The following is a 26,678-nucleotide window of genomic DNA, read 5'->3' as shown; positions in this document are numbered from 1 at the left end:
GGAATAAACAACTTGAGGATGTGTCAGATTGCGTGTCGCCTTACCTCACGGACCGAGCGCTGACCTTGCTTGTACAAGCCGCGGATGGAGCCATCCTTCGAGGAACATCTGACGGCGTAATTCTCGCTCAGTACCTTGCGAATCATGGCGCTCTCATCAACTTCTTCGCATTGCTGCAGCGTGTTTCCGCCGATGCCCCCCGCTGAAATACGGAAAGCCACGTTTCCACTGCTGCGACGCTTCATCTTTACAGGGAATATTTCTGCGCCGCTTTCAAGAATGAAACTGAATGCAAGGGAGAAACGCTCTTGATCTGATGCCACGAAAATCTCCTGGTTGGGCGTGCTGGGTAGATCCGAGGCGTCCAGCGCTTCGGCGGAAATTGCACGCGCATCCTCTGCCTGGATATTGTCGATGGAATAGGATCCCCCGTGATAGATGGGAATCTTATGCCCCTTGGTCCAAGGGTACCTGTAGCGCGTGTCAGGGCGCGGCGGCACAGAGGTCCAGCCCCTGCCGCAGACGGCGCAGGTCGGGTTTCGGCTGGTCTTTACTTGTAATCCTGGCTGTATCGCGCGCACGGCCAATCAGCAGAACTTGCGCCGGTCACTGTCGAGGGTCGCAAGGTGACGCCCCGCATGGCATATCGTCCACCGCCGTGCATTGAAGTCACAACCTCGACCCGTGTTGTGCGTGGCGATACATCCACCGCCAGCTGTGTGCTCCGCAGCTTGGCGGGACCCTGGATGCTGCAGCTGACCCAGTCCTGCCTGCGCCAGGTATCGTGGGAGGTGAGTGTGACCCGAACCCTCGATCCGGCATCGACCTCGGTCTCAGCCAGCGTGAGCAGGTAATGAGTGCCACCGCCACCGCCACCGGGCCGGACCGCGTATGCATAGCCGCAGGTCTTGGTAAGGCCGGTCGCCACCTCGATCGCTGCGCCACCTGACGATTCAGGGGAGCCTCCGAAGCTCTGCGTACAGGTCGAGCCGACGGTGCGGGGACCCTCGCGCCATGACCTTGGAACCAAAGACAGAAAGGCCGCCAGTGCAATAAGCAGGACCAGCACCATCAGAGACGCCGCGCCGAAGAGCGTCCATCGAACACGATTGTCGCGGTACTGGCTCGAGGTCTTCTGCGTATGCATCTGAGCGACGATTCCGTCCTGGCATCAACATGCAGTCTAGCGTCTCTGCATGTCAGGGCGTGCCAGGCAGATCCGAGGCCCCTGCTTGCACCGCACGTGTATCGCCATTCGCCAGCAGCACATAACCACCTGGCATTTCAGCATTGGGCCTTGAGCGGGGTTAATGAACCTGCAATGTCTGCTGCGCTTCGCAAGGCAAACAGGCAGCGCTTCCCCCACTACCCGTATTCCCCACGATGACGATTGCTCGTTCCTCACTGCGCCCGCGATTGCTGGCGTTGGCGGTGTTGCTTGCCACCGCGTCCCCCGCACTGCATGCCCAGTCCACCACCGGCGCCATCGCCGGCCTCGCGCCCCCTTCGGCGCATCGCATCTTCGTCCGCAGCGACACCGGCCTCACCCGTGAGGTGACGGTGGACGCGCGCGGCCGCTACACCATCGGCCAGCTGCCGCTGGGCCGCTATTCCGTGGAAGCGCGCGATGCCGGCGGCAAGGTGCTGCAGACCCGTGAGGGCGTTGCGCTGACGGTGGGTACCAGCACCGAAGTGTCGTTCGGCGAGGTCACGCGCCTGGATGGCGTGCAGGTCAGCGCCGACCGCGCGGCCGCCGCGATCGATGTCAGCAGCGTTGACTCGCGCACGGTGATCACCGCCGAGCAGCTGCAGCGCCTGCCGCTGGGCCGCTCGGCCGAGGCCATCGCCCAGCTTGCACCGGGCGTGGTCGGCAACGGTGGCAACGGCAGCTATGCCGGCCCGACCGGCGCGCAGCTGGTCAGCTTCGGCGGTTCGTCGGCGGCCGAGAACGCTTACTACATCAACGGCTTCAACAGCACCGATCCGCTGCGCGGCCTCGGTGGCCTGACGCTGCCTTATGGCAGCATCGACCAGCAGGAAATCTACACCGGTGGATACAGTGCCAAGTACGGTCGCTCCGATGGTGGCGTCATCAATGCCGTTGGCAAGCGCGGTACCAACGACTGGCACTTCGGTGGACAGTTCACCTGGGAACCAGCCTCCACCCGCTCGGACAAGGACGACGTGCGCTACCCCGGCAACGGTGCGCTGTATTCACCGGAGAGCAAGGACCGCGAGTGGGTGACCACCCAGAGCATCTACGCCGGCGGCCCGTTGGTTGAAGACAAGCTGTTCTTCTTCGGCTCCTACGAGCTGGAGCGCCGCGAAGGCACCGACGTCAAGAATGTCGAGGCGACCAACTCCTACTCGAAGTATGAGTACAACCGTCCGCGCTGGTACGCCAAGCTGGACTGGAACATCACCGACAACCACCTGCTGGAACTGACCGGTGCGTCCAGCCGCAATGTCTTCCGCGGCGACATCTTCGCTTACGACTACGACACGCTGACCCGTGGTGCGCAGCGCGGCAAGGAAGACACCACCAAGACCGGCGGCGACCTGTGGACGGCCAAGTACACCGGCTACCTGACCGACCGCCTCACCGTGAGCGCGCAGTACGGTGAGATGAAGACCGATGACTACATCGGCAACCCGGCCTACAACGGCAGCCTGACCTACATCAACAGCGCCAACCTGCAGAACCCTGCGCTCAACGGCGGCACGCCGATCACCAACGCGCAGACCACCTCGCTGCTGGTCGATCCGGCGCGTGGCAACCGCAGCAACAACCTGCGCCTGGATGCGAACTATGTCCTGGGCGACCACAGCATCACCGTGGGCATCGACAACCAGAACGCACGTGCGCTCAACCGGGGTTCGGTGGCCTCGGCCGATGGCTACTACTGGATCTATGGCCAGTCGAACCCGAACGTGCCGATCAATACCGGCCTGGGCGTGCCCGCTACCGGTGGCATCCGTAATGGTGAAGACGGCTACTACGTGCGCCAATACATCTACAGTGCACTGGCCTCGGTACGCGCGTCGCAGCGGGCGCAGTACATTGAGGACAACTGGCAGGTGACCGACCGCCTGCTGCTGAACCTGGGCCTGCGCCTGGACCAGTTCACCAACTACAACCGCGACGGCGACGCCTACATCAAGCAGACCAGCGGGCAGTGGGCGCCGCGCCTGGGCTTCAGCTGGGATGTCGGCGGTGACGGCCGCTTCAAGGTGTTCGGCAACGTGGGCCGCTACTATCTGGCGCTGCCGTTGAACCCCGCGTTCAATGCGGCCGGTGCCACGCTGGCCACCTCCACGTACTACACCTACGGTGGTATCGACAGCAACGGCTACCCGACCGACCTTACCCAGTTCTCCGATGCGGTGTCGTCCAACAACAACTATGGTCTGCTGCCGGACGCGAAGACGGTGGCCACCTCTGGCATCAAACCGTCCTTCCAGGATGAGTTCATCCTTGGCTTCACCAAGGCGCTGGGCCAGGACTGGGTGTACGGCGCGAAGGCGACCTATCGCGTGCTGCGCAGCGGCGTGGATGACTACTGCGATATCGATGCGGTACTCGGCAAGGCCAGCAGCCTTGGCTACAACGTCACCAAGGACAGCAACCCGGTCAGCTGCTGGCTGATCAACCCCGGTCGCGCGAACACCTTCAATCTGGTCGACACCAGCGGCAATTACGTGAGCGTGCCGCTGACCAATGCCGAGATGGGCTTCCCGAAGTTCAAGCGCAACTACTACGCGGTGAACCTGTCGCTGGAACATCCGTTCGATGGCCGCTGGTACGGCCGTGCGGACTACACCTGGTCGCGCAGCTACGGCACCACTGAAGGCCAGCTGCTGTCGGGCATCGGCCAGACGGCGGTGTCGACCACGCAGGCCTGGGATTACGCCCAGCTGATGGAGCACACCAACGGGCCGCAGAGCAACGACCACACCCACCAGTTCAAGCTGCACGGCTACTACCAGCTGACGCCGGAATGGCTGGTCTCGGCCAATGTGCGGGTGATCTCGGGTACGCCGTTCAGCGCGCTGGGTTCGTATGGCCCTGACTTCGAGGATCCCTCCGGCTATGGCATCGCCTACCACTTCTACAACGGCCAGCCGGCGCCTCCGGGCAGCCAGGGGCGGCTGCCGTGGCTGAAGCAGCTGGACCTGGGCGTGTCCTACCGCCCGGCCGCCGCCGAGGGCCGCCTAGGCTTCAACCTGGATGTGTTCAACGTGTTCAACAGCCAGGTGGCGCTGTGGAAATCGCCGTATTCCGAGCTGGACCCGGGCCAGCCTGACCCGCTGTACGGCGCGGCCACCGTGCGCCAGGCACCGCGCTCGCTGCGGGTGAGCGTGAGTTACGACTACTGAGGGAGTGGGTCGGGCATGGCCCGACGCTACCGTGGTCGCAAAGCCGTGTAGAGCCGAGCCCATGCTCGGCTGTACCGCCGTCACCGCCCGGCCAGTTCCTCGCGCACGATCTGCGCGCCGGCACTGAGCGCACGCAGCTTGCCGCGCGCCACCTCGCGCGACAGCGGCGCCATGCCGCAGTTCGTGCAGGGGTAGAGCTTGTCCGCATCCACGAACTGCAGCGCCTTGCGCAGGGTATTGGCCACTTCTTCCGGCGTTTCCACCTTGCTGGAGGCCACGTCGATGGCGCCCACCATCACCTTCTTGCCGCGCACCAGCTCGATCAGGTCGATCGGCACGTGCGAGTTGTGGCATTCCAGCGAGATGAGGTCGATGCTGGATTTCTGCAGCTTCGGGAAGGACTCCTCGTACTGGCGCCATTCCGAACCCAGCGTCTGCTTCCAGTCGGTGTTGGCCTTGATGCCGTAGCCGTAGCAGATGTGCACGGCGGTCTCGCACTTCAAGCCTTCAATCGCGCGTTCCAGCGTGGCAACGCCCCACTCGTTCACTTCGTCGAAGAACACGTTGAAGGCAGGTTCGTCGAACTGGATGATATCCACGCCGGCTGCTTCCAGTTCCTTCGCTTCCTCGTTGAGGATCCTGGCGAATTCCCAGGCCAGCTTCTCGCGGCTCTTGTAGTGCGCGTCGTACAGCGTGTCGATCATGGTCATCGGGCCGGGCAGGGCCCACTTGATCGGCTGCGTGGTCTTGCTGCGCAGGAACTTCGCATCGTCGACGAACACCGGCTTCGGGCGGCTGACTGCACCGACCACGGTCGGCACGCTGGCGTCGTAGCGGTTGCGGATGCGCACGGTCTCGCGCTTGTCGAAGTCAACGCCGTCGAGGTGTTCGATGAAGGTGGTGACGAAATGCTGCCGGGTCTGTTCGCCGTCGCTGACGATGTCGATGCCGGCAAGCTGCTGCTCCTGCAGCGCCAGCAGCAGCGCATCCTGCTTGCCTTCGGTCAGTACGTCATCCTGCAGTTTCCAGGGCGACCAGAGCTTTTCGGGCTCGGCCAGCCAGGAGGGCTTGGGCAGGCTGCCAGCGGTGGAGGTGGGCAGTAGTTTCTTCATCGTGTGCGGGGTCTTGTGTCCTGGGGAAGGGAGAAGCGAGGGATCAGCGGGCAGCCCACTGCTCAAGCACGGCGCGGTAAGGCTTGATGAAATGTTCTTCAGTGAACCGGCCCTGTTTGACGGCCAGCTGGCTGCGCTCTTCGCGGTCGTAGACGATGCGGGTGGACGAGTAATCCTGGTGCTTCAGACTGGGCTGGTAGACCTTGCCGGCCACCGAATTGGCGTTGTAGATCTCCGGGCGGTAGATCTTCTGGAACGCTTCCATGGTGCTGATGGTGCCGATCAGTTCCAGGTTCGAGTAATCACCCAGCAGGTCGCCCTGGAAGTAGAACGCCAGCGGCGCGACGCTGCCTGGCGGCATGAAGTAGCGCACCTGCAGGCCCATCTTGTCGAAGTACTGGTCGGTGGGCGAGAACTCGCCCTGGCGGTACTCCACGCCGAGGATGGGATGCTGGTTTTCGGTGCGGTGGTAGGTCTTGCTGCTGGACACGCTGATGCAGATGACCGGTGCCTTGCTGAAGCTGGCGCGGTAGGCGTCGGACCCCAGGAAATGCTTGAACAGCTTGCCGTGCAGGTCGCCGAAGCCTTCAGGGATGGCGAACGTCGCCTTGCCTTCGTTGCTGGCCGGCAGCACGACGCTGAAATCGTAGTCACGCACATAGGAGGAGAAGTTGTTGCCGACGATGCCCTCGGTACGCGTGCCGGTGCGGGTATCGACAATGGTCGGGCGCAGCACTTCGATCAGCGGGAACGGATCGCTGTCCTCAGCGCCATCGATGTGCATCTCCACCGAGATGATGTCCAGCTCGACCGCGTAGCGATCGGCATTCGGGTTGTCCCAGTGCGCCAGATCATTGAAGCGGTTGTTGATCATGCCCAGGGTGTTGCGCAGGTTCTCCTGGCGCGAGGCGCCGCGCGCCAGGTTGGCGAAGTTGGTGGTGATGCGCGTACCGTCGGCCGGCTGGTAATCCTCGTTGAACGGGATGCGGGTGATGCGAAAGGTGAAGGCGTCGGTGGTCATAGGCAGCAGTCCAGTTACTTAGAGGGCGTCGGCGGTTTCGGCGGGCGCAGGCGTTGAGCGGTGGGACAGCGCCAGCAGCGGCAGTGCCCGCTGCACGGCCAGGCGTGCGCGCTGCAGCAGGGCCTCGTCCTGCACGCGGCCATCGGCGAAATCCTTGTCGGTGGCGTAGACACCCAGCGGCAGGGTGCGGGCCTGGAAGAAGCTGAAAAGTGGCCGCAGCTGGTGGTCGATCATCAGCGCGTGGCGCTCGCTGCCGCCGGTGGCGGCCAGCAGAGTGGGGGTATCAACCAGCGCATCCTGGTGGATGAAATCGAAGAAGTGCTTGAACAGGCCGGTGTAGGAGCCGCGGTAGACCGGCGTGGCGACCACCAGCACGTCGGCCTGTTCGACCGTGGCCAGCGCCTGTTCGGCGGCCTCGGGCAGCTGCGAGCGCCACAGCGCACCGGCCAGCTGCGGGGCCAGCTGGCCCAGTTCGATCAGGTGCGTCTCGCTCGGCACGTGCTCACCCATGAGGTCCAGCAGGTGTTCGCACAGGGTGGCGGCCCGCGAGGGACGCTGCAGTCCGCCGGAGACGGCGACGATACGGAGGGGGCGGTGGGGAGCAGGCATGACCCGATCCTAGACAGGCCCTCCCATGACGTAAAATGGTTTTACTTCACACATCCATGAATGGGATTCATCGACATGCTGGAACGGATCCACCTGAGCATCGTGCAGCAGGTCGAGCTGCAGGGCTCGCTGACCGCCGCTGCGGGCGTGCTCAACCTGACCCAGTCGGCGTTGAGCCACAGCATGAAGAAGCTGGAGCAGCAGCTGGGCACCGATGTCTGGCTGCGCGAAGGCCGCAGCCTGCGCCTGACCCAGGCCGGCCAGTACCTGCTGGCCGTGGCCAACCGGGTACTGCCGCAGCTTGATCTGGCCGAGGAGCGGCTGGGCCAGTTCGCCCAGGGCGAGCGCGGCTCGCTGCGCATCGGCATGGAATGCCACCCCTGCTACCAGTGGCTGCTGAAGATCGTCTCGCCCTACCTGGCGGCCTGGCCGGACGTGGATGTGGACGTGAAGCAGAAATTCCAGTTTGGTGGCATCGGCGCCCTGTTCGGCTACGAGATCGACCTGCTGGTGACGCCCGACCCGCTGTTGAAACCGGGCCTGACGTTCGTGCCGGTGTTCGATTACGAGCAGGTGCTGGTGGTGGCCAAGCGTCACGCATTGGCCAAGGCGGACTACGTGAAGCCGCGCCAGCTGACCCAGGAAGTGCTGATCAGCTACCCGGTGCCGTTCGAGCGCCTGGACATCTACAACCAGTTCCTGCTGCCGGCCGGGGTCACCCCACGCCGCCACAAGGCCATCGAAACCACCGACATCATGATGCAGATGGTGGCCAGCGGCCGCGGCGTGGCCGCCATGCCGCGCTGGCTGGTGGAGGAGTACGCGGCACGCATGGACGTGGTGCCGGTGCGGTTGGGGGCCAAGGGCATTCCCAAGCAGATCTACCTGGGCGCGCGCGAGGCCGACACCGGCACTGATTACCTGCAGGCCTTCGTCGAACTGGCCCGCGGCAGCTCCCTCGCCGGCACGCTGCGCGGGGGCGAGTGATGTCCGCAGCATCCGGGCGCGGTGCGCGTGCCTACATCGATGCCTGTTCGCTGGAAGTCAGCGCGAAAGCCATGCCCGCGCTGGTTGCCGAGGTGGCTCGCATCGTACCGGGAACGATGATCTCGATTCCCTACCTGGCCAGCGAAGACGATGATGCGCGTCTGGCCGCAGCACGCACGGTGCGTGCGCTGGGGCTGCAGCCGATGCCACACCTGTCCGCGCGCCGCATCGGTTCGCAGGCCGCGCTGGAACGCTTCATCGCGCGTGCGGTGGGCGAGGCCGGTGTCGAGCAATGCCTGCTGATTGCCGGTGATCTGGCCACGCCTGCCGGGCCGTTTGCCGACAGTGCATCCCTCATCGAGACCGGCCTGCTGGAACGTGCAGGCATCAAGGTGGTTGCCGTAGGCGGCCACCCGGAAGGCCATCCGCTGATGAGTGACGCCGAGCGCTGGCAGGTGCTGGAGCGCAAGTGCCAGGCCATCGAAGCGCGTGGCATGGCGCCGAAGATCATCACCCAGTTCGCCTTCGATGCTGACATCGTGCTGGCGTGGCTGGATGCACTGCGTGCGCGCGGCATCGGCCATCCGGTGCTGGTGGGCGTGCCCGGTCCGGCCAGCGTGACGCGGCTGCTGCGCTATGCAGCGATGTGTGGCGTGGGTGCCAGCGCATCGATGCTGGCGCGGTACGGCATCTCGATCGGCCGCCTTCTGGGCACGGCGGGGCCGGATGTGTTCGTTGATCGCCTGGTGGGTGGGCTCAGTGAAGCGCACGGTCCGGTCAGCCCGCACTTCTTCCCGTTCGGCGGCATCGCGCCGTCGCTGGATTGGCTGGCGCAGTACCGGCAGCGTCAGAGCGCCGGCACACGCTCGTAATCAGGGCGCGCGCACGCCTTACTTGCTGGCCGAGCGCGCGTCCTTGCTGTCGTCATGTTCGGCCTTCGCGCGGCTCTGCGCGAACTCGGGGAAGGTCTTCTCCAGCGAGTCCTTGTCCGGCAGCACATAGAACACGCCGCCCTTCTCGAATGTGGACTGGACGACCTGCTCGTAGAAGCTGGGGCTGACATTGATGCAGCCGTGGGTGACACGGTTGTCGTCCGGCGTCGGTGTCGCCAGCCGCTGGGCGCGCTTTTCTTTCGGGGTGCCCGGCGGCAGCGGGTGCATCGAGACGGCCGAATCGTAGTCCACCCACAACACACGGCCGGCGTCGTCGGACGGGCCGAAGCCACCAATGAAGCGGCCTGCGGGGGTGGTGCGGTCGTGGCCTGGAATCGCGCTCAGGGCGAGCTTGGCCACGTTCGGGGCGGAGTGATCGCCCTTGGCCGAACCAAACAGCGCCGGTGCGGCGCCGCGCAGCTTGCCGTCACTGCCGAAGATCAGCACCTGTGCGGCGGCCTTGTCCATGATCGCGAAGGGATAGCCCTCGCTGTCCTTGCTGGCGACCACCCAGCCGGCCAGTTCGATCACCGTGTCGGACACTTCCTGGCCCTGCGGCAGCTCATCAACGGCGGCGGTGGGTTGCGTAGCGGCATCCTTGGCGCCCTTGGCGCTGGCCACGCCGGTGCATGCCAGTGCCAGCGCAAGGGTCAGCGCGGTGCAGGCAGTGCGGATTGCGGGGGAGGTGTACGTACGGATGGCGCGATTCCTCGAGTGAAGACGGTCATTGAAGGGAGCCAGTGGCCATTGCAGCCACTGGCTCCCAATTCAGCTTCAGCCGCGCGGGGTACGGCGGGGAGCGGTTTCCAGCCTCTGCACGCGACCTTCGATCTGGTCCAGGCGCTGGTTGGCCTGCTGTGCGGACTGGTTGGCGGACTCGGCGCTCTGCGCCGCGCCCTGTACCTTCACATCAAGTGCGTCGAGACGCGAATTGACCTTCGCGAAGTCTTCCTTGTAGCTGGCGCACGCGCCAAGGCTGAGGGCCAGGATGGCGACGCCAAGGGGACGGGCGATCTTCAGGTGCTGCGTGGAAAGGGTCATTGCACTCCCTCCTTCGTCTGGGGAGTCTGGAATATAGCGGGCTTTTTGTTAGTTCCATGAATGCCTTTTCAGCTGCAGTTGCTGGACGTGCAGGCGCTGTGAAGAGCGCGCAGTCATGTTCAATTTGCCGCGAATTCAGCTGCGCGAGGCATGCATGTGCTACCCGCACAGGTCGATGAACATGCGGTGTGTCTGATGTGCGGTGACATCTGGAACGGCAGAAAGAGCGCAGCGTGCAGCGTGATTCGCGTGTGTGCGTTTGTAGCAGCAGAGCGCCGCTGATAGCCTGAAACGTTGTGCAGATCTGCTCTGATGGACGCCGATCCTGGTCGCCCGTGCGGTTGAAGAGCGCCAACCAAGGTTGGCACCTACCAGAGCAGTTCAGTTGTGCAGATCTGCTTTGATGGATGCCGACCTTGGTCGCCCGTGCGGTTGAAGAGCGCCAACCAAGGTTGGCACCTACCAGAGCAGTTCAGTTGTGCAGATCTGCTTTGATGGATGCCGACCTTGGTCGGCCGTGACGTTGCAGAGCGCCAACCAGGGTTGGCGCCTACCAGATCAGTTCAGTTGTGCAGATCTGCTTTGATGGATGCCGACCTTGGTCGGCCGTGACGTTGGAGAGTGCCAACCAAGGTTGGCACCTACCAGAGCAGTTCAGTTGTGCAGATCTGCTTTGATGGATGCCGACCTGGGTCGGCCGTGACGTTGGAGAGTGCCAACCAAGGTTGGCACCTACCAGAGCAGTTCAATTCTGCTTTGATGGATGCCGACCTGGGTCGGCCGTGACGTTGGAGAGCGCCAACCAGGGTTGGCACCTACCAGGTCAGTTCATGCGCCATCCGCGCGCTTCTCTCAGTTCAATCCCAGCATCCCGCGCACGCGCGACAGATCCTCGGCCAGGGTGTTCACCTTGCCCGACAGCATGCGGCGGTCACGTTCGCTCAGCTTGGCGTAGGTCTGGAAACCACCGTCGGCGGTGCGGTATTTGGCCAGGGTGTCGAACACGGCCTTGAAGTTGGCATCGGTCTTTTCCACGAACGCCTTGTCCTGCTTCACCAGCAGCGGGCGCAGCAGTTCCACGATCCTGTAGGAGCCTTCGAAATTGGCCTGGAAATCCCACAGATCGGTGTGGCTGTAGCGGTTCTCTTCGCCGGAAATCTTGGTGGCCGCCACTTCCTCCATCAGCACGGCTGCACCGCCCACCACCTTTTCCGGCGGGAAGGTCAGCGCGGTCAGGCGCTTCTGCAGTGTCAGCACGTCGGCCAGCAGCTTGTCGGCCACCGGCTCGATGTCCTTGGTGGTCTTCTGCGTCCACAGCGCGTATTCGATGCGGTGGAAGCCACCGAACGCCGGATCCTTCTCGGCCTTCTCATGGTCATCGGCGCGCGAATCGATGGCGCTGTCCATGTCGCTGAACAGTTCGGCCACCGGCTCGATTTTCTCGTAGCTGGTGCGCGTGGACGGGTACAGCGCCTTGGCTTTTTCCACGTCGCCAGCCTTGATGGCGGCGACGAATACGCGGGTGTCGGCGACCAAGGTGCGCACGTTGCCGGCCACGTACAGCTTGTACTCGGCCACCGGGCCAACCATCTGCAGCGGCGACGGCGCAGCGGCCTGTGCCGAAGTTGCAGCCGCCAGGCTGGCAGCGGCCAGGGTGAGGGAAAGCGCGAGGCAGGGTCCGTGCAGGGTCATGCGGAAGGTCCTTGGTCTGAAGCGGGTTGGGTGGGCGCGGGCGCAACGGCGTCGGCGGCCTGCAGCAGGGCGCTGCCCAGCCAGTCGCCGCGGTCGCGTACGCCGGGCAGGGTGTAGAAGAAGCCGCCGCCGACCGGCTTGATGTATTCCTCCAGCGGCTCGCCATCCAGACGTCGCTGCACGGCCAGGAAGCCCTGTTCCAGATCGGCCTGGTAGCAGATGAAGAGCAGGCCCATGTCCAGCTGCCCGGAGCGGGTCACGCCGTTGGAATAGTTGAACGGCCTGCGCAGGATCAGGTTGCGTGCGGTGTCCGCGGTGCGCGGGTTGGCCAGGCGGATGTGGGCATCCATCGGCGTGCGCTGGCCGTGCGGATCCCGGCTGAAATCCGGTACGGCATGCTCGTCGCGGCCGCCATCCAGCGGCGCGCCATCGGCCTTGCGGCGGCCCATGATGGCTTCCTGTTCCTGCAGTGGCGTGCGGTCCCAGCGCTCCACGAAGTTGCGGATGATGCGCACGGCCTGGTAACTGCCGCCTACGGCCCAGGTGGGCTCGCCACGCTCCGCGCCCACCCACACCAGCGTGTCCATCTGCCGCGCGTCGGCGGCATCGGGGTTGGCCGAGCCATCGCGGAAGCCGAGGAAGTTGCGTGCGCTCTGCGGCGGCTGCCCACGCACGGCCGGTACCGGCGGCACCGTACCTTCCTGCTTCCAGGCCAGGCTGAGCAGATCGGGCGTGTTCTTGATGATGTCGCGCAGCGCGTTGAGGTGGGTGTCGGGCGTGTTGGCGCAGAACTGGATGGACAGATCGCCGTGGCACAGGCTGGCATCGAGCGCATCATTGGGATGGGCGCGCATCTGCTGCAGGTGCAGCGGCTTCAGCGCGGCCAGGCCGAAACGATCATCGAACAGGCTCTCGCCCAGCGACACGGTGATGGTCAGCGCGTCGGGGCTGATATGCGGGCCGAGCAGGCCGGAGCTGGCCGGTGGCAGCTTCGGGTCCAGCACCGGTTCGTCGCCGCCTTCGGTGAGGAAGGCGATGCGATCGGTGAGCAGGCGGAACAAGCGCTCCAGCGCGGGGCGGTCTTCGGCCAGCACATAGAACGAAGCCAGCAGACCCGACGCCGGGCGCGGCGTGGTAATGCCGGCCTGGTGCTGGCCCAGCCACGCGACGTGCTGATCGCTGTGTGCGCTCAACGGCGCATCGGTGACGTGGCCGGTGTCTGCATCGGGCGCAGCGCCGGCACGCGTTGCAGCAGCGGCCAGCGGGCTGGCGGCCAGTGCCGCGCCGGCCACGCCCAGGCCGCCAAGCAGGCGACGCCGCGAGGGTGACTGCGGGGGTTGCGAGGGCGTACGGCTCATCGGATCACTCCAGGCCCAGGGCGGCGTTGACCTGGTCCAGCTGCGCGGCCAGTTGCTGCAGCTGCGCCGCCAGTGTCACGCGCTGCGTTGCGGGCAGCGCCACGGCGGGTGCCGGTTCGGCGGTTTCGTCGTCGCCGGCCGGCAGCTCCAAGGCAGTGCCCAGCGTCGTCAGCTGGCTGGCGATGTCCTGCTGCAGCGCAGGCTTGGCCTTGGCCAGCAGCGGTGCCAGCAGCGTCTGGATCTTCGCCGTGCCCTGCTGCAGGCCCTGCAGGTGGGCCACCTCATCGGCGGCAATATCGCCCCGGCCGTGTTTGATGTAATCGGCCACACGGTGCAGCAGGCGTGCATTGGACACCGACAATCGCTGCGGCGGGATCTCCAGCTGGCGCAGGCGTTCACCCAGGGTGCCGGCGTCGCTCTGCAGGCGCTCGGCCACCGGCACCGCTGCCTTCAGTGCAGCAACGTCCGCCGTTCCTGCAAGCACGGCCTGCACCCGGTGCAGCCCGCTGAAGGCGGGGTCGGCTTCGCGTTTCTCGTAGTACGCCGCGCGTGCGTTCAGTGCGGTGTCCAGATCGGCAAACAGTTCGGCCATCGGCTCGATGCGGCCGTAGGAGGCCGACGCCTGCGCATGCAGCGCCTGTGCCTGTGCACGGTCGCCGGCCGCCAGGGCTTCACGCAGCTGCGCGGCCAGGTCCTGCAGCGTGCCAGCTTCCAGCACCAGGTACACGCGGTACTCGGCCAGCGCGCCCACGTAGGCCACCAGCGAAGGACGCGCGGCCTCTGCATCGGAGGCTGCCGACGGAGTGACGGTGAGCGTGCCACGCGGGTTGCTCAACAGCCCGCAGGTGATTTCATAGGTGCCCGGCTGCAGCTTCACGGTCATGGTCTGGGTGAAGCCCGGCGCGATGTTCTCGCGCTCTTCCACCACCATCACGCCATCGAGGATTTCCCATTCCAGCGCACGCTGGCTGTGGTTGACGATGGCGAAGGTCGTGCGCCCGGCCGGCACGGTGATGTCGTTGGGCGTGCAGGCATTGCCCTCGATGGTGACGGTAACCGTCTGCGCGGAGGTATCGGGTGCGCGCTGGCTGGCTTTGTTGGAGGCCCACCAGAAGGCTCCCAAAGCGGCCAAGGCAAGCAGGCCCGAGCCACCCACGGCCAGGCGCAGCAGAAGGGAGGGAGAGCGGGAGGCAGGCGACATCGGCAGGGCTCAGGCAGAAGCAACGGGACGCGCCGGTGGCGCAGCGGCCGGGCGCAGGAACAGCAGGACGGTGACCAGCAGGAAGCCGACGTAGACGATCACCTCGCCCACCACCGGTGCTTCCTGGTAGCCGAACAGGCCCGACAGCAGCGCACCCAGCGGGCTGTCCAGCGGCAGCGTGCCGCTCAGGTCCACCACCACCTGCTGCAGGTGGTTCCAGAGGCCGGCTTCGTGGAACTTGCGCAGCACGCCCGCCAACAGGCCGGCGGCCACCAGCAGGATGAACAGCCCGGTGAGGCGGAAGAAGCGGCGCAGGTCCAGGCGCACACCGCCCAGGTACAGCCCGTAGCCGATGGCCACCGCCACCAGCGTGCCCAGCAGTGCGCCCACCGGCGCCTGCCAGCTGTGGCTCTGCTGGAAGATGGCCAGCAGGAAGAACACCGATTCCAGTCCCTCGCGGGCCACGGCCAGGAACACCACGCCGATCAGTGCCCAGGCCGGGCCACCCTGGTGGAGCAGGGCGCGGTCCACCGAGTTCTGCAGGTTGCCCTTGATGGACTGCGCCGCGCCGCGCATCCAGAACACCATGGAAGTGAGCATCGCCACGGCGATCAGGCCGACCACGCCCTCGAACAGTTCCTGCTGTTTCTGCGGGAATTCGGCGGCCATCAGCTGCAGCGCGGCACCGGCAAACAGGGACAGTGCGATGGCCAGGAACACGCCCACCCAGATGAAGGGCATCAACCCCTGGCGGCCACTCTGGCGCAGGTAGCCGGCGATGATGCCGACGATGAGGGCAGCTTCGATGCCCTCGCGGAGCATGATGAGGAACGGAACGAGCATGGACGGAATCCGGGGAAGGGGCACCGGTCATCCATGGCGCCTTAATGCGAATGAATCGCATTCTACTCCTTGCCGGGGCGTTCCGCAGGGGGGACGGCGGAACACTTTGTAACGGCCTGTGCGCGGGTACGGCCGCGCCACCCTGGAAGGGCGTGCAGGCCACGTTTGGTATCATGCGCGCCCCGTGGCATCGCCTCTGATGCTGAGCGTGCGCCTGCGCACCTTTCTCTCCGGCACTGCGTGCCGCACGGCTCCGTACCGATCGCACAAGGAAGACCGGCTGCTGCCTGCGGCCGCATGAAATGAAACCACCTGCAACTTCGCGTCCCGGGTTGATCCCGGTCCTGGCCCTCCTGCTGGTCGGCCTCAACCTGCGCCCCGTGCTGGCCGTGGTCAGCCTGCTCACCGATGCCATCCGTGCCAGCAATGGCATGAGCTTCGAACAGATCGGCTGGCTCACCAGCCTGCCGATGATGGCCATGGGCCTGATCGCCATGGCCGGCGGCCTGGTCTATCGCATGGGCTATCGGCGCGGCGTGGCCATGGGCCTGGCCCTCACGGCCGCCTCGGCGCTGGCCAAACTGGCGTCGCATGAACCGCTGTGGCTGATGGGCTCCAGCGTGGCCGCCGGCCTGGGCATCGGCATCGTGCAGTCGCTCATTCCCGGCTACATCAAGACCCGCTTCCCGCACCGCGTCGACCTGCTGATGGGCCTGTACGTGAGCATGATCATGGGCGGCGCGGCATTGGCGGCCGCCAGCGCATCGGCCCTGCTGCACTGGCTGGACTGGCAGGGCACGATGGCGTTCTGGGCCGTGCTGGCCATCGCCGGCATCGTGCTGTGGCTGCCCAACAGCGGGCACGCCGATGCACCTTCCACCGGCACGTCCGCCAAGGCAGTCACACCCCCCGCATTCCGTCCCTGGCAGCATGGCCGCACCTGGCTGCTGGTGGCGCTGTTCTGCGTGTCCAGCAGCTGCTACACGCTGTGCCTGGCGTGGATCGCGCCGTACATGATGGAAGCAGGTGTGCGCGCCAACGAGGCCGGCTTCATGCTGGCGGCGTTGAGCCTGTCCGAAGTGGCCGGAGGCTTCCTGGTTTCCTGGCTGGCACCGCGCTTCCGTGACCGTCGCGTGCTGCTGGCGCTGTTCCTGGCCGCCACCGCGCTCACCTATGTGCTGATCGGCCTTGCGCCGATGCATGCGCCGTGGCTGCTGATGTGCCTGCTGGGCCTGTCGATCGGCGGCCTGTTCCCGATGACCCTCATCCTGGTGATGGACCACTGCAGCCAGCCGGCCAAGGCCGGCATCCTGGTGTCGTTCGTGCAGGGCGTGGGCTATCTGGTGGGGGGCGTGCTGCCATTTGTGGCCGGTTCGATCCGCGACACCGTGGGCGACCTCAGTGTCGCGTGGGTGGCGATGGCCGGCGTGACCGCTGCCGCACTGGTGCTGGCAGCGCGGGCAAGCCCGGCCAGCGCGCAGCGGTTTGACGCGCGCTGATCAGGCGCCGCTCCCGGTCCTGTGCGGCGGCGGCAGCAGCTGCTCGGCCAGACCACGATAGATCGGCACCCGGCAGACCAGCCCGGACACGCCGCGTGCAATCAGCACCGTGGCCAGGATCGGCAGCAGCAGATCGCCGCTGTCGGTCAGTTCCAGCGAAATGACCGCCGAGGTGAGCGGCGCCTGGGTCACCCCGGTGAGATAGGCGCACATGCCCAGCAGCACGAACGCGCGCGGGTCCACGCCGGGCATCAGCACGGCCAGGTTGTGGCCAAGACCGGCACCTACCGCCAGCGCAGGTGAGAACAGTCCACCCGGAATGCCGGCGATGTAAGAGGCCAGGTTGGCCAGCAGCTTCATCAGCCCGAATTCATGGCCGACCACCGCTTGGCCCTGCACCAGGCTGCGTGCCTGTTCGTAGCCGGTGCCGAACGCACCGTCGCCGAACACCAGCGCAAGGCTGACGACCACAAGCCCGCAGGCCGCTGCCAGCAGCACTGGGTGGCGCTGGCGAAGCGTGCCCAGCCAGCGCGGACGTCCGGCCACGCTGGCCAGTACCATGCGTGCAAACAGGCCGCCCAGCAGGCCTGCCACCACGCCGCAGAGCAGGATGGCCAGCCAGCCCTGGCCCAGCGGCAGGCGCGCGCTGACGTGGCCGAAATACGTGTAGTTGCCCAGCAGCCCCAGCGATACCACACCGCCCACGATTACCGCCGTCAGCAGTGTGCCGGAAAAGCGATGCTCGAAGCGGCCGCTCAGTTCCTCGATGGCGAACACGATGCCCGCCAGCGGCGTGTTGAACGCCGCCGCGATACCGGCGGCACCACCGGCCAGCAGGAAGTGCGACAGTTCGCGCGGGTCCTTGAAGCCGAACCAGCGGCCAAACAGGTACATCAGGCTGGCACCCACATGCACGGTGGGGCCCTCGCGGCCCACCGAGGCACCGCCCAGCAGTGACAGTGAAGTCAGCAGCAGCTTGCCGGCCGATACCGCCGGGGACAGATTGGTCTTCCGGAATGCCTCATCGGGCTTGTCCAGCGCGGCGATGACCTGCGGAATGCCGCTGCCACGGGTGGGGCGCAGCGCACCGCTGGTCAGCCATGCAAGCAGCGCGAAGATGCCGGGCGTGAGCAGCAGTGCCCACCAGGGCGAATGCTCGATCGCGCGGCGGAACAGACCGAAGGCCGCATCGCTTGTCTTGGCGAACAGGATGGCCACCAGGGCCACCGCCACCGCGCCGATCCATAACGCAGCACGGCGGCGCCAGGCTTCGCTGCGCAGCTGGGTGAGCAGATGCGTCCGGAGTCGTTGGGGGTCGATCATGGCGATGAGTATGGCCAGCAGGGCGCGTGGGCGAAAGGCAGCGCCAGGGTCGTTGGCCTTGCCTGAAGCGGTGGGAAGGGCTGAGGGCAGCGTCGTGCGGTGATCATCAGAGTTCCCTGAACAGCAACTTCATTCATGTACTGGTCAGTTCAATATTCAGGGTCGATTTCACCAGCAAACGGATAATTCACACCTGTCGACCGCCTCTTCTCTCCCCCTCCCGGGAGGCGGCCGACGAAACCAAAAATAATTAAAGGTGTGTCCCGATGATCAAGAATTCGCTGCTCGCCCTGGGTCTGCTGGCTGCCCTGCCGTTCGCTGCATCGGCTGCCGATGGCCTGTCGTACAACTATGTTGAAGGCGGTTATGTGAACACCGATGCCAAGGGCGGCGACGCCGATGGCTGGGGTGTCAAGGGCTCGGTTGCCGTGCACCCGAACTTCTCGGTCTTCGCTGACTACAACAAGCAGGAAACCGACACCTTCAAGAACGATGTCGCCCAGTGGCGCATCGGCGCCGGCTACAACTACGGCATCGCACCGAACACCGACCTGGTGGCCCGTGTTGCGTACCAGAAGTTCGACATGAAGCACGGCCTGGACTTCAACGGCTACTCCACTGAAGTGGGCCTGCGCACCGCTTTCAACCCGTACCTGGAAGGCTACGCGCTGGCCGGCTACGAGGACTTCAGCAAGAAGCACGGCATCGATCCGGACGGCGAGTTCTACGGCCGCGTCGGCGCCACCGCCAAGTTCACCCCGAACTGGGGCCTGAGTGGCGAAGTGAAGCTGGCCAAGGCCGGCGACCGCGAGTGGTTCGTGGGTCCGCGCTTCACCTGGTAAGAACAGCAGTGCAGTAAAAGTGCGTTACCGGCGTGTGCTCTCTCTCTCTCTCCCGCACGCCACCCGAAGCCCGGCCTCGCGCCGGGCTTCTTTTTTCCTTCACGCCCCCGGCGGTGATCAGCGTACTGGCGTGCCGTAGGTTTCGGCGAGCATGGCCTTGTAATCCGCCAGCGACGGCAGGCCCATCGCACTGCGTCGCGCATCCAGGCCAGGCATGTCTTCGGTGGGGCGCAAGCGCATCGCGCCGTCCTCACCCCGCACGAACTGGCTGCCGTAGCGCTGCGGTTTGCCCTGCGCCACCAGCACCCGATCGGTCAGCAAGGCTACGTCGGCACGGTCGGCCTCGCCGGCCCTGGCGGCCTGTTCGATCAGTGGCAGCACTTCTGCCTGGAACGCGGGGTCCTGGTCGGCATGCTGCACCAGCAGCCAGGCGGCCTTGGCACCATCGCGGCCGACCTTCGAACGTGTCGGCCACCCCTTCTCGGCGATCACCGATTTCAGCCATTGCGCATTGGCCTGGGCCACGGGAGCGACGCGCTTGAACGCTTCGCCGCCGCCGTCAGCGATGGCCGCGTGCTGCTCGGCCTGGTCGCGGGCCTCACGCTCGAGCAGCGCCTTGCGCAACGGCTCGTCCATCTGCGCGGCGCGCTGCTTCTGTGCGGCATCCACGCGCGCCAGCAGCGGTTGCCAGGCTGCCTCGGCGCGCAGGGCGTTCAGGCCAGGGCGGTCCTTGTGCAGCAGGTCGTCGACGGGCAGCCGGTCCTGTTCGACCAGTGCAACGGCATAGGCCATCGCGGCGGGGTGGTCACCGGCAGCGGCGGCGCACTCGACCAGCAGCAGTTCGCCGCCATCGGGAAAGCCTGCGCCCTGCTGATACATCACGCCAAGCGTATCGGCACAGCCTTTGAAGTTGTCGTCCTGGTACTGCTGCAGGGCGCTGAAGAATGTGCCGGCCTCGCCGGCATGAGCGCCGCCGGCCGTGCCAAGCAGCAGTGCGAGCAGTGCCGGAGCGAGCGTGGATGTGCGGATGGATGTCATCGTGTCTTCCTCCTTGAAGGGCAGGCAGTAGAGCCACGCCATGCGTGGCCGATCGTGGTCCTGGACACATCATCCACGCATGGCGTCGCCCTACTCAAGCTGTCCTTCCAGCTCGGCAAGCCGGCTCAGGCGCCGCTGCCGGCGCCGTCCGGCCCAGGCGCCAGCCAGCGCAGCGGCCAGTACCACGGCGCCGTTCAACCCCAGGTTCAGTGCCCAGGTCTGTGGTGGCAGTGCCCCGGGTGCGTCGGGGCCAGCCTGCATTGCGGTGTGCGCCATCCACACCAGTCCGGTCCAGACCGCCAGCGACAGCCAGATGTTGAGCCGCCAGATCCGTATCGAAATGCGCGCGCGCTGGCGCTCGAAGGCCAGCAGTGCGGCTGGGGCCAAGCGGCAGCTTTGCCACTGCCGCCGCCGCTGCACGAAGATCCACCCGGCTACAGCCAGCACGAACACGATCAGGCCCCACAGCAGCCCATGCGCAATCAGCCTGCGCGGGTCGAGCAGAGCGCGCACGCAACTGGCCACGGCCACCGTGGTGACCAGCAGTTCAAAGGCTGAACGCAGACGGATCCAGCGGCTGCGACGCTCCGCCTCGCGCTGCAGCGCGGCCACATCCACCGCAGGCGGGCCGGACTGCTGCTGCCACAGGGCCTGCAGATCGCTCCATTCGTTGCTGTCGCTTGCCGGGTTCATCGGCTGCCTCCCATCCGTTCGCGCAGTTGCCGTCGTGCGCGGCTCAGGCGCTGGGCAACGGTATTTTCTTCCAGGGCCAGCGCCTGTCCGATCTCGCGTTGTGAAAATCCTTCCAGCGCCAGCAGCACCACCTGGCGCAGTCCCAGTGGCAGCTGTCGCACGGCCAGCAGGAGACCATCGTGCTGCTGGGCACGTGCGGCCTGCTGCAGCGGATCTGCATCGGGGTCGGGCAAATGTTCGTCGAGACTGTTGCCGCGGTGCCTCTGTTCGCTGGCCAGTGCGTCCATCGCGCGGTTGTGGGCTACCCGGGCGATGAAAGCGCGCAGCGTGCCTTCATCGCCACGCCAGCGCGGCAGTGCCTGCCACAGGGCGATGCTGATCTCCTGCAGCAGGTCATCACGGCGCGCGGGATCCCGCGCATAGCTGCCGGCCATGCGCGCCAGCATCGGCCAGTGCGCCTGCAGGACTTCGGCGATGTTGATGGACTGCGTGTCGCGCAACCGTGCCGCTCCTCAGCCGATGCCGTCCGCGAAGGCATCGCGGTAGACCCAATAGGATACGTAGCCGAGCAGCAGCAGGGGCAGCAGCAGCCACGGCTGGTACGGCAGGGCGACCAGCAGCACGGCGTTGAGCAGCAGGTACGCGCCCAGCGGTCGCCAGCCGTCGCGCAGCAGCCGCAGGTTGTCGCGCAGCGCGGCAGGCACGGGAATGCCATCCAGCAGGGCGCGCGGCATCGTGGTCAGCAGCAGCATGCCCAGCGGCAGGCCGCTGGCCAGCACCAGGGCGATCTGCAGGCGGGTGACCGTGGTGGCCAGTACCGCGCTGTCGCCCAGTGCGAAGGCCGCAGCGGCCGCAGGCCCGGCCAGCACGCCGGCCATCGCGACCTGGCTGGCGAAGACCAGGGCCGAGAGCAAGGCCAGCGCGATGGCTGACGCCGGCCGTGCGCACAGGCGACGGCACGCCTGCAACGGGCCGAAGCGGCCACCGCGGACGAACGCATCCAGCATCAGCAGGGCCCACATCGACACCAGAGGCACCACCAGCTTGGACAGCACCACACCGGCGGCCGGCACCCCCAGCTGCAGGGCGATCTCCACCAGCATCGGCAGCAGGGCCAGCAGCAACAGGCGCAGCGGTGCCTTGCGCAGCATGCGCGCGCTGCTTGCCAGCCAGCGCAGCAGGCGTCGGGTCGGCCAGGGCGTGGTCGCGTGGGTGGTGTCGGCGGTATCCGTGGCGTGCATGTGCTCTCCAGTCGGCAGGTATTGGAGACTGAAGACGCCGCAGGCGGAAAAAACCTGACATCCCTCTGCAGAGCACCGTCCCGCGGCATACTGGAAGGCAGCCAAGGAGATGCCCCAGATGGAACCGCCTGTTTCCGCCTATGTGCAGCGCGCCGACGGCGACACCGTGCAGGTGATGCTGCTCGACGATGGCCCGCGCACAGCGCTGCGGGCGCTGGGCTTCCGGGGGGACGGCCCGGCGCTGCAGCGTGACACCGACGGCGACGCGGACAAGGCACAGCTGTTCCTTGCGCTGACCGTGCTGGGCATCGCTTTTGCTGCCGGCCGCGAATGGTCCCCGGCCGAGGTGTTTGCCTGGCTGCGCGAGCGTGGGCTGCTGGCCGGACCCTTCCTGCGCATTGCCTGGCTGGGGCCAGCGCAGTTCCAGATCACCCGGCAATAGCCGCATGCAGACGATCGACATCGACGGCGCGTGGCTGCTGGCCGATGGGTCCTCGCGCTGGTGCTGCGTTGACACCCTGGTATCGCAGGATCGACTTCGGCTTGCCCGGATCCTGCGCGACGGCACGCGCTACCAGGTTGAACGCTACCAGCGTGGCGACGGCCTGCCGCAATGGCGCGGGGCGTGGTGGAATGTGCAGCGGGACCACTCGCTCACCGACAGCGAAGCGAACGCGCGCGCGCTGGCGGCGCAGTGGCTGGATGGCGTGCCGAACTGAGAACCGCTCCGTCGTCGGCAGGAGGCTTCCGCTAGAATCGCCCGCCTGAAGCCAGCAGGAAGTACCGTGAATTCCCAGCCCGCACCGATCACCGCCCTCAACCACACGCGCGACAACGAGCCGCAGCAGATCACTGCGCCGTTGACCCACTCGGCGGCCTTCCTGGTGCTGAAGGTCAAGGACGATGCGGATTCCATCGCGAGGGTGCGCGAGGTGCTGGGCAGCACCGATGACCTGATCAAGAACACCGCGATCCGCGATATCGAGCGCACCTTCACCTGCAACGTGGCCATCGGCCACCGCGTGTGGGAACCGGTGGTGGGCAGCATGCCACCGCGCGAGCTGAAGCCGTTCCGCGAGATCAAGGGCGCGACCCACACCGCCGTGTCCACCCCCGGGGATCTGCTGTACCACGTGCGCGCGCGCACCATGGACCTGATCGTCGCCTTCGAGCGCAACCTGCTGATGGCCTTCGGCGATGCCGTGGAAACCGTGGATGAGGTGGCTGGCTTCCGCTACTTCGATGGCCGCGACCTGCTGGATTTCGTCGATGGCACGGCCAACCCGGAAGGGCTGTCGCTGCCGGATGCCACGATCGTTGGCGATGAAGACCCCGAGCATGCCGGTGGCAGCTACGTGGTGGTGCAGAAGTACCTGCACAACCTCGATGCCTGGCGCGCGCAGAAGACCGAAGCGCAGGAAGCGATCATCGGCCGCACCAAGCACGACAACATCGAGCTGGACGACGCACCGGCCGACGCGCAGAAGTCACACAAGACGCTGTGCACCATCGAGGATGCCGACGGCGAGCACGAGATCCTGCGTGACAACATGCCGTTCGCCAACCCGGGGCGCGGTGAGTACGGCACCTATTTCATCGGCTACACGCGGCGGCTGTGGGTGATCGAGCAGATGCTCGAGCGCATGTTCATCGGCAACCCAGCCCCGCTGCACGACCGGATTCTGGACTTTTCCACTGCCATCACCGGCGTGACCTTCTTCGCGCCCTCGCGCAGGGTGCTTGCCGATCTGGGCGAATGACCCCACGCCACGCGTGGATGAACGCCTGATCGCTGCGGGAGCGCCAACCAAGGTTGGCGCCTACCAGTAGATCCACGCCACGCGTGGATGCACCGCCCAGTAGATCCACGCCATGCGTGGATGCACCGCCCAGTAGATCCACGCCACGCGTGGATGCACCGCCCAGTAGATCCACGCCATGCGTGGATGCACCGCCCAGTAGATCCACGCCATGCGTGGATGGCCGTCCGGTAGATGCCAACCTTGGTTGGCAGAAGCACGCCAACCAAGGTTGGCGGCTACCGAAGCTCCTGCTCGCGTGCCGCAGCGCTCCATGCACGCAGGCCATACACGGCCAGGCCCAGGAAGAACACATACAGCGCCGCGGTCACGTGCAGCGACTTGAACACATACGTGCCCACATAGACCACGTCCACGCCGATCCACACCCACCAGCACGCCACGTGGCGACGCGCCTGCCACCACTGTCCGACCAGGCTCAGCGCGGTCAGCATCGCATCCAGCCACGGCAGCGACGCATCGGTGAAGCTGTGCATGGCCATACCCAGGGCAACGCCGCCACACAGGCCGATGGCCAGATCGCGCAGCGCCTTGCCGTGCGCCAGCGGTACGATGCGGATGCTGCCCTCGTCGGCCGCGTGCTGGCGCCAGTTGACCCAGCCGTAGACCAGGAAGCCGCCGAAAGCGACCTGCAGCAGCGTGTCCGAATAGAGCTTGGCCTCGGCAAACACCAGCCCGTACAGCGCCACCGACAGCAGGCCCACCGGCCAAGCCGCCAGCCGGCGCCGGGCCATCAGCCAGACGCCGAGCACGCTGCACAGCGCCGCGGTCCATTCGAGCAGCGGGCCGCTCACAGCGCGAACGTCACCGACAGGCGCGCCTGTCGCGGTGCACCGGGGAACAGGTAGTAATCACCGCCGCTGCTGCCGGTATCGCGCCAGTAGAAGCGGTTGAAGACGTTGTCCACCGACAGGTTCCAGGTCACCGCACGCTCGTGCAGGCGATGCTGGAAGCGCAGGCTAGCGTCGAACACCGAGTAGTCCGGCGCACGCACGCTGCCATCGGCACGGGCCACGTTGGAGGACGCATAGCGCCAGCCACCGGTCACATCCAGGCCCTGCACGAAGGGCAGCGCATAGGCCAGGTGCACGCTGGCACGCACCTTGGGCACGTTCACCAGCTGGTGGCCCTCATAGGCCGGCGTACCTGCATCGCGTGCGCGTGCCTGCAGCACGCTGGCGCTGGCGACGATCTGCAGCGCATCGGTCAGCTGGCCGTTGGCGGTCAGCTCCAGGCCGCTGTGGGTCTGCGTACCCTGCTGGACGAAGGTGTAGCCCGCCTCGCTGTCGTCCGGCTGGGCGAACTGGTACGGCTGGGAAATGCGGAACAGTGCTGCACCCAGGGTCAGGGTCTGCACCGGCACGTACTTCACGCCCACTTCCAGCTGCCGCGACTGCACCGACGGCAGGAATTCATCGGCGTTGGTGGTCCAGAACGGCGCTTCCTGGCCCAGCGAAATGCCGCGCACGTAGCTGCCATACACATTGAGCTGGTCGTTGGCCTTCCACACCAGCGCGGTCTGCGGCAGGAACCGCGACAGGCGGCTCTGTCGCTGCGGGTTGCCACGCTTGTCATAGGCACGTTCGTCCAGGCGCACGAAGCGGCCACCGGCCAGCCACTGCCAGTCATCACCGAAGCTGATGCGGTCCAGCGCGAACACGGCGGTCTGGCGGCTGTCCAGGCGGCGCGCGGACGGGCCCGGCTGCAGCGGCGAGGGCTCGTACACCGGCACCTGTGCATCATGGATGTTGGCGCTGCCCACGTACTCGTTGACGCTGGGGCGGCGGTCGACGGTGCGGCGGAAATAGTCGGCGCCGATGGTCAGCTCATGGCCGATGCTGCCGGTATCGAAACGGCCGCGCAGCTCGGCGCGCGCCTGCTGGTTGCGGCGGGTGTCGTCCGGGCTGCGGTAATCGTAGATGTCGTAGTCGCCATTGGGCGCGAAGTAGTTGCCCGGCGTGCTGCCATCGGCGCACTGCGCGGTGTAGTAGCAGCCGTAGGCGAAGGCCACGTTGTCATCGATGACCGAGCGGCTGTAGCCCACCGACACGCGCGAATGCCAGCGTTCGTTGAAATCGTAGGTGTGCAGGGCGGTGATGTTGGTGCTGGCGATATCCACCGGGCGCTGCCACGGCTGGTAGCCAAGCAGGTGCTTGCGGTCGACGCCGCGCGGCAGCTCACTGGCGCCCAGCAGCTGGTAGCCGGACACCGAACGCTGCGTACTGGTCTGGTAGTTGGCGTCCACTTCCAGCTTGCCGCGTTCGCCGATGAACCAATCGGCGGCCAGTGAATAGAAATTGCGGTTGCCGTCGGCATGTTCGACGTAGGAATTGCTGGCGTCCCACGCAGCATTGAGGCGCACGCCGAACCGCGGCGTGATCCAGTGGCCGATATCGGCGGCGACATAGCGCGAGCCTTCCGAATCGGTGCCCAGGGTGACGGTGCGCACTTCGGCCGGGCGCTTGCCCACGTAGTTGATGATGCCGCCCGGGGCCATCACGCCGGCGGCAAGGCCGGCTTCACCCTTGAGGATCTGCACGTCCTGCACGTTCTCCAGGGCCAGGCGCTGTTCGCCGGCGATGGCCAGGCCGTTGAAGCGGTAGCCGGTGGCCGCATCCAGGGCGAAGCCGCGGATGGCGATGTTCTGGTAGTAGCCGACCGGCGCGTAGGCATCGCCCAGCGAGGCGTCATTGCTGGCCAGCTCGGACAGCGAACGCACCTGGCGGCGGTCGAGGTAATCGCGGTCGAGCACGTTCACCGAAGCCGGGGTGTCCTTCCAGCTGCCGCCGCCGAAGGCATTGGCGCGCGAGGTATCGGCTGCAGGTTTGCCGGCCTGCACGCGCACGGCGGCCAGTTCGGTCGGCGAACGTTCGGCGCCGGAGGCGTCCACGTCGGGGGATGCCTCGGCTGCGCTGGCATGCAGCGGCAGGGCGGCGCAGAGGGCAAGGGCGAGCAGGGTCGGGCGCAGGCAGCGGTTCATTCGGTTCGTCTTCTGACAGCAAGGGAGACGAAGCGACGGCGCACGGACGCACCTGCCCGGAACGGGGGT

Annotated in this window: 26 protein-coding genes; 8 read left to right on the top strand and 18 right to left on the bottom strand. The window is 66.2% G+C overall.

Annotated features, from left to right (window positions below):
* Window positions 1–23: 23 nt before the first annotated feature.
* Window positions 24–581 carry an HNH endonuclease signature motif containing protein gene (locus tag VER16_RS05055; protein WP_324805920.1) on the bottom strand — a complete coding sequence of 186 codons (558 nt, stop codon included), beginning with the start codon at window positions 579–581 and terminating at the stop codon, window positions 24–26.
* 802 nt (window positions 582–1,383) lie between these two features.
* Here VER16_RS05055 and VER16_RS05050 point away from each other — a divergent pair.
* The gene (locus VER16_RS05050) at window positions 1,384–4,377 is read left to right on the top strand and encodes a TonB-dependent receptor (protein ID WP_324805918.1); all 2,994 of its coding nucleotides are present in this window, start codon (window positions 1,384–1,386) and stop codon (window positions 4,375–4,377) included.
* Window positions 4,378–4,457: 80 nt separating this feature from the next.
* Here VER16_RS05050 and VER16_RS05045 read toward each other — a convergent pair whose 3' ends face one another.
* The 3 genes from VER16_RS05045 to msuE are packed head-to-tail and all read right to left on the bottom strand — an operon-like array spanning window position 4,458 to window position 7,119.
* Entirely contained in the window at window positions 4,458–5,489 is a 1,032-nt protein-coding gene (locus tag VER16_RS05045) for a methionine synthase (protein ID WP_324805917.1), read from the bottom strand.
* Window positions 5,490–5,532: 43 nt separating this feature from the next.
* A complete protein-coding gene (locus VER16_RS05040; protein ID WP_324805915.1) occupies window positions 5,533–6,510 on the bottom strand; it encodes a DUF1852 domain-containing protein in 978 nt (325 codons plus the stop codon).
* A gap of 18 nt (window positions 6,511–6,528) precedes the next feature.
* Complete coding sequence (msuE, locus tag VER16_RS05035; protein ID WP_324805914.1) at window positions 6,529–7,119, bottom strand: FMN reductase; 591 nt, start codon at window positions 7,117–7,119, stop codon at window positions 6,529–6,531.
* A 75-nt stretch (window positions 7,120–7,194) separates the two neighbouring features.
* Between msuE and VER16_RS05030 the strand changes: the two genes are divergently transcribed.
* Window positions 7,195–8,106, top strand: coding sequence for a LysR family transcriptional regulator (locus VER16_RS05030; RefSeq protein WP_324805912.1), 912 nt, complete (start codon window positions 7,195–7,197; stop codon window positions 8,104–8,106).
* On the top strand, window positions 8,106–8,978 hold the full coding sequence (locus tag VER16_RS05025) for a methylenetetrahydrofolate reductase (RefSeq protein WP_324805910.1): 873 nt from the start codon (window positions 8,106–8,108) through the stop codon (window positions 8,976–8,978). The genes VER16_RS05030 and VER16_RS05025 overlap by 1 nt, the downstream gene beginning before the upstream one ends.
* 18 nt (window positions 8,979–8,996) lie before the next feature.
* Here the strand turns inward: VER16_RS05025 and VER16_RS05020 are convergent, their stop codons facing one another.
* The 6 genes from VER16_RS05020 to efeU form a co-directional block, all read right to left on the bottom strand.
* Window positions 8,997–9,692, bottom strand: a complete 696-nt coding sequence (locus tag VER16_RS05020; RefSeq protein ID WP_324806283.1) for a L,D-transpeptidase — start codon at window positions 9,690–9,692, stop codon at window positions 8,997–8,999.
* Window positions 9,693–9,812: 120 nt separating this feature from the next.
* Complete coding sequence (locus tag VER16_RS05015; protein ID WP_108763660.1) at window positions 9,813–10,079, bottom strand: hypothetical protein; 267 nt, start codon at window positions 10,077–10,079, stop codon at window positions 9,813–9,815.
* 852 nt (window positions 10,080–10,931) lie between these two features.
* A complete protein-coding gene (gene efeO, locus VER16_RS05010; protein WP_324805907.1) occupies window positions 10,932–11,771 on the bottom strand; it encodes an iron uptake system protein EfeO in 840 nt (279 codons plus the stop codon).
* Window positions 11,768–13,129, bottom strand: coding sequence for an iron uptake transporter deferrochelatase/peroxidase subunit (efeB, locus tag VER16_RS05005; protein WP_324805905.1), 1,362 nt, complete (start codon window positions 13,127–13,129; stop codon window positions 11,768–11,770). Before efeB ends, efeO (VER16_RS05010) begins: the two co-directional genes overlap by 4 nt.
* A gap of 4 nt (window positions 13,130–13,133) precedes the next feature.
* Window positions 13,134–14,330, bottom strand: a complete 1,197-nt coding sequence (gene efeO / locus VER16_RS05000) for an iron uptake system protein EfeO (RefSeq protein ID WP_324805903.1) — start codon at window positions 14,328–14,330, stop codon at window positions 13,134–13,136.
* Window positions 14,331–14,339: 9 nt separating this feature from the next.
* The gene (gene efeU / locus VER16_RS04995; protein WP_324805901.1) at window positions 14,340–15,173 is read right to left on the bottom strand and encodes an iron uptake transporter permease EfeU; all 834 of its coding nucleotides are present in this window, start codon (window positions 15,171–15,173) and stop codon (window positions 14,340–14,342) included.
* A 332-nt stretch (window positions 15,174–15,505) separates the two neighbouring features.
* On the opposite strand from efeU, the gene VER16_RS04990 reads away from it, so the two are divergent.
* Window positions 15,506–16,672, top strand: coding sequence for an MFS transporter (locus VER16_RS04990; RefSeq protein WP_324805899.1), 1,167 nt, complete (start codon window positions 15,506–15,508; stop codon window positions 16,670–16,672).
* On the opposite strand, the gene VER16_RS04985 is transcribed toward VER16_RS04990, so the two are convergent.
* Window positions 16,673–17,995 (bottom strand): chloride channel protein, encoded by a 1,323-nt coding sequence (locus VER16_RS04985; protein ID WP_324805898.1) that lies wholly within the window; start codon window positions 17,993–17,995, stop codon window positions 16,673–16,675.
* Between the two features lie 269 nt (window positions 17,996–18,264).
* Between VER16_RS04985 and VER16_RS04980 the strand changes: the two genes are divergently transcribed.
* On the top strand, window positions 18,265–18,837 hold the full coding sequence (locus VER16_RS04980; RefSeq protein ID WP_324806281.1) for an Ax21 family protein: 573 nt from the start codon (window positions 18,265–18,267) through the stop codon (window positions 18,835–18,837).
* Window positions 18,838–18,954: 117 nt separating this feature from the next.
* Here the strand turns inward: VER16_RS04980 and VER16_RS04975 are convergent, their stop codons facing one another.
* Genes VER16_RS04975 through VER16_RS04960 form a run of 4 tightly spaced genes read right to left on the bottom strand, consistent with a single transcriptional unit; the run spans window position 18,955 to window position 21,809 of the window.
* Entirely contained in the window at window positions 18,955–19,917 is a 963-nt protein-coding gene (locus VER16_RS04975; RefSeq protein ID WP_324805896.1) for a DUF6624 domain-containing protein, read from the bottom strand.
* Window positions 19,918–19,965: 48 nt separating this feature from the next.
* Complete coding sequence (locus tag VER16_RS04970) at window positions 19,966–20,568, bottom strand: hypothetical protein (protein ID WP_324805894.1); 603 nt, start codon at window positions 20,566–20,568, stop codon at window positions 19,966–19,968.
* Window positions 20,565–21,068 (bottom strand): sigma-70 family RNA polymerase sigma factor, encoded by a 504-nt coding sequence (locus VER16_RS04965; protein WP_324805892.1) that lies wholly within the window; start codon window positions 21,066–21,068, stop codon window positions 20,565–20,567. Before VER16_RS04965 ends, VER16_RS04970 begins: the two co-directional genes overlap by 4 nt.
* A 12-nt stretch (window positions 21,069–21,080) precedes the next feature.
* Entirely contained in the window at window positions 21,081–21,809 is a 729-nt protein-coding gene (locus VER16_RS04960; protein WP_324805890.1) for a hypothetical protein, read from the bottom strand.
* A gap of 118 nt (window positions 21,810–21,927) precedes the next feature.
* Here VER16_RS04960 and VER16_RS04955 point away from each other — a divergent pair, with 118 nt between their 5' ends.
* From VER16_RS04955 to VER16_RS04945, 3 genes are all read left to right on the top strand, one after another.
* On the top strand, window positions 21,928–22,251 hold the full coding sequence (locus VER16_RS04955; RefSeq protein WP_324805888.1) for a hypothetical protein: 324 nt from the start codon (window positions 21,928–21,930) through the stop codon (window positions 22,249–22,251).
* A 4-nt stretch (window positions 22,252–22,255) separates the two neighbouring features.
* Window positions 22,256–22,528, top strand: coding sequence for a hypothetical protein (locus VER16_RS04950; RefSeq protein ID WP_313144241.1), 273 nt, complete (start codon window positions 22,256–22,258; stop codon window positions 22,526–22,528).
* A 66-nt stretch (window positions 22,529–22,594) separates the two neighbouring features.
* A complete protein-coding gene (locus tag VER16_RS04945) occupies window positions 22,595–23,569 on the top strand; it encodes a Dyp-type peroxidase (protein ID WP_324805885.1) in 975 nt (324 codons plus the stop codon).
* Window positions 23,570–23,629: 60 nt separating this feature from the next.
* On the opposite strand, the gene VER16_RS04940 is transcribed toward VER16_RS04945, so the two are convergent.
* The 3 genes from VER16_RS04940 to VER16_RS04930 form a co-directional block, all read right to left on the bottom strand.
* Window positions 23,630–23,782 (bottom strand): hypothetical protein, encoded by a 153-nt coding sequence (locus VER16_RS04940; RefSeq protein WP_324805884.1) that lies wholly within the window; start codon window positions 23,780–23,782, stop codon window positions 23,630–23,632.
* A gap of 65 nt (window positions 23,783–23,847) precedes the next feature.
* Window positions 23,848–24,411: a nicotinamide riboside transporter PnuC gene (gene pnuC, locus VER16_RS04935; protein ID WP_324806279.1), complete on the bottom strand. Its 564-nt coding sequence runs from the start codon at window positions 24,409–24,411 to the stop codon at window positions 23,848–23,850.
* Between the two features lie 8 nt (window positions 24,412–24,419).
* Window positions 24,420–26,609, bottom strand: a complete 2,190-nt coding sequence (locus tag VER16_RS04930) for a TonB-dependent siderophore receptor (RefSeq protein ID WP_324805881.1) — start codon at window positions 26,607–26,609, stop codon at window positions 24,420–24,422.
* Window positions 26,610–26,678 lie beyond the last annotated feature (69 nt).

This window comes from Stenotrophomonas sp. (assembly GCF_035634915.1).
Taxonomy (GTDB): domain Bacteria; phylum Pseudomonadota; class Gammaproteobacteria; order Xanthomonadales; family Xanthomonadaceae; genus Stenotrophomonas.
The sequence above is the reverse complement of the archived record's forward strand: the minus strand, read 5'-3'. Positions and strand labels throughout refer to the sequence as shown.

Bases quoted from the DNA above. Each gene is read 5' to 3' on its own strand.
- VER16_RS04930 (WP_324805881.1), bottom strand. From the start codon at position 26,609: ATGAACCGCTGCCTGCGCCCGACCCTGCTCGCCCTTGCCCTCTGCGCC.
- efeO (WP_324805903.1), bottom strand. From the start codon at position 14,330: ATGTCGCCTGCCTCCCGCTCTCCCTCCCTTCTGCTGCGCCTGGCCGTG.
- VER16_RS04970 (WP_324805894.1), bottom strand. From the start codon at position 20,568: ATGAACCCGGCAAGCGACAGCAACGAATGGAGCGATCTGCAGGCCCTG.
- efeO (WP_324805907.1), bottom strand. From the start codon at position 11,771: ATGACCCTGCACGGACCCTGCCTCGCGCTTTCCCTCACCCTGGCCGCT.
- VER16_RS04955 (WP_324805888.1), top strand. From the start codon at position 21,928: ATGGAACCGCCTGTTTCCGCCTATGTGCAGCGCGCCGACGGCGACACC.
- VER16_RS04940 (WP_324805884.1), bottom strand. From the start codon at position 23,782: ATGGCGTGGATCTACTGGGCGGTGCATCCACGCATGGCGTGGATCTAC.
- efeU (WP_324805901.1), bottom strand. From the start codon at position 15,173: ATGCTCGTTCCGTTCCTCATCATGCTCCGCGAGGGCATCGAAGCTGCC.
- VER16_RS05030 (WP_324805912.1), top strand. From the start codon at position 7,195: ATGCTGGAACGGATCCACCTGAGCATCGTGCAGCAGGTCGAGCTGCAG.
- VER16_RS05045 (WP_324805917.1), bottom strand. From the start codon at position 5,489: ATGAAGAAACTACTGCCCACCTCCACCGCTGGCAGCCTGCCCAAGCCC.
- efeB (WP_324805905.1), bottom strand. From the start codon at position 13,129: ATGAGCCGTACGCCCTCGCAACCCCCGCAGTCACCCTCGCGGCGTCGC.
- msuE (WP_324805914.1), bottom strand. From the start codon at position 7,119: ATGCCTGCTCCCCACCGCCCCCTCCGTATCGTCGCCGTCTCCGGCGGA.
- VER16_RS04960 (WP_324805890.1), bottom strand. From the start codon at position 21,809: ATGCACGCCACGGATACCGCCGACACCACCCACGCGACCACGCCCTGG.
- VER16_RS04975 (WP_324805896.1), bottom strand. From the start codon at position 19,917: ATGGCGTGGCTCTACTGCCTGCCCTTCAAGGAGGAAGACACGATGACA.
- VER16_RS05025 (WP_324805910.1), top strand. From the start codon at position 8,106: ATGTCCGCAGCATCCGGGCGCGGTGCGCGTGCCTACATCGATGCCTGT.
- VER16_RS04985 (WP_324805898.1), bottom strand. From the start codon at position 17,995: ATGATCGACCCCCAACGACTCCGGACGCATCTGCTCACCCAGCTGCGC.
- VER16_RS04950 (WP_313144241.1), top strand. From the start codon at position 22,256: ATGCAGACGATCGACATCGACGGCGCGTGGCTGCTGGCCGATGGGTCC.
- VER16_RS05015 (WP_108763660.1), bottom strand. From the start codon at position 10,079: ATGACCCTTTCCACGCAGCACCTGAAGATCGCCCGTCCCCTTGGCGTC.
- VER16_RS05050 (WP_324805918.1), top strand. From the start codon at position 1,384: ATGACGATTGCTCGTTCCTCACTGCGCCCGCGATTGCTGGCGTTGGCG.
- VER16_RS05040 (WP_324805915.1), bottom strand. From the start codon at position 6,510: ATGACCACCGACGCCTTCACCTTTCGCATCACCCGCATCCCGTTCAAC.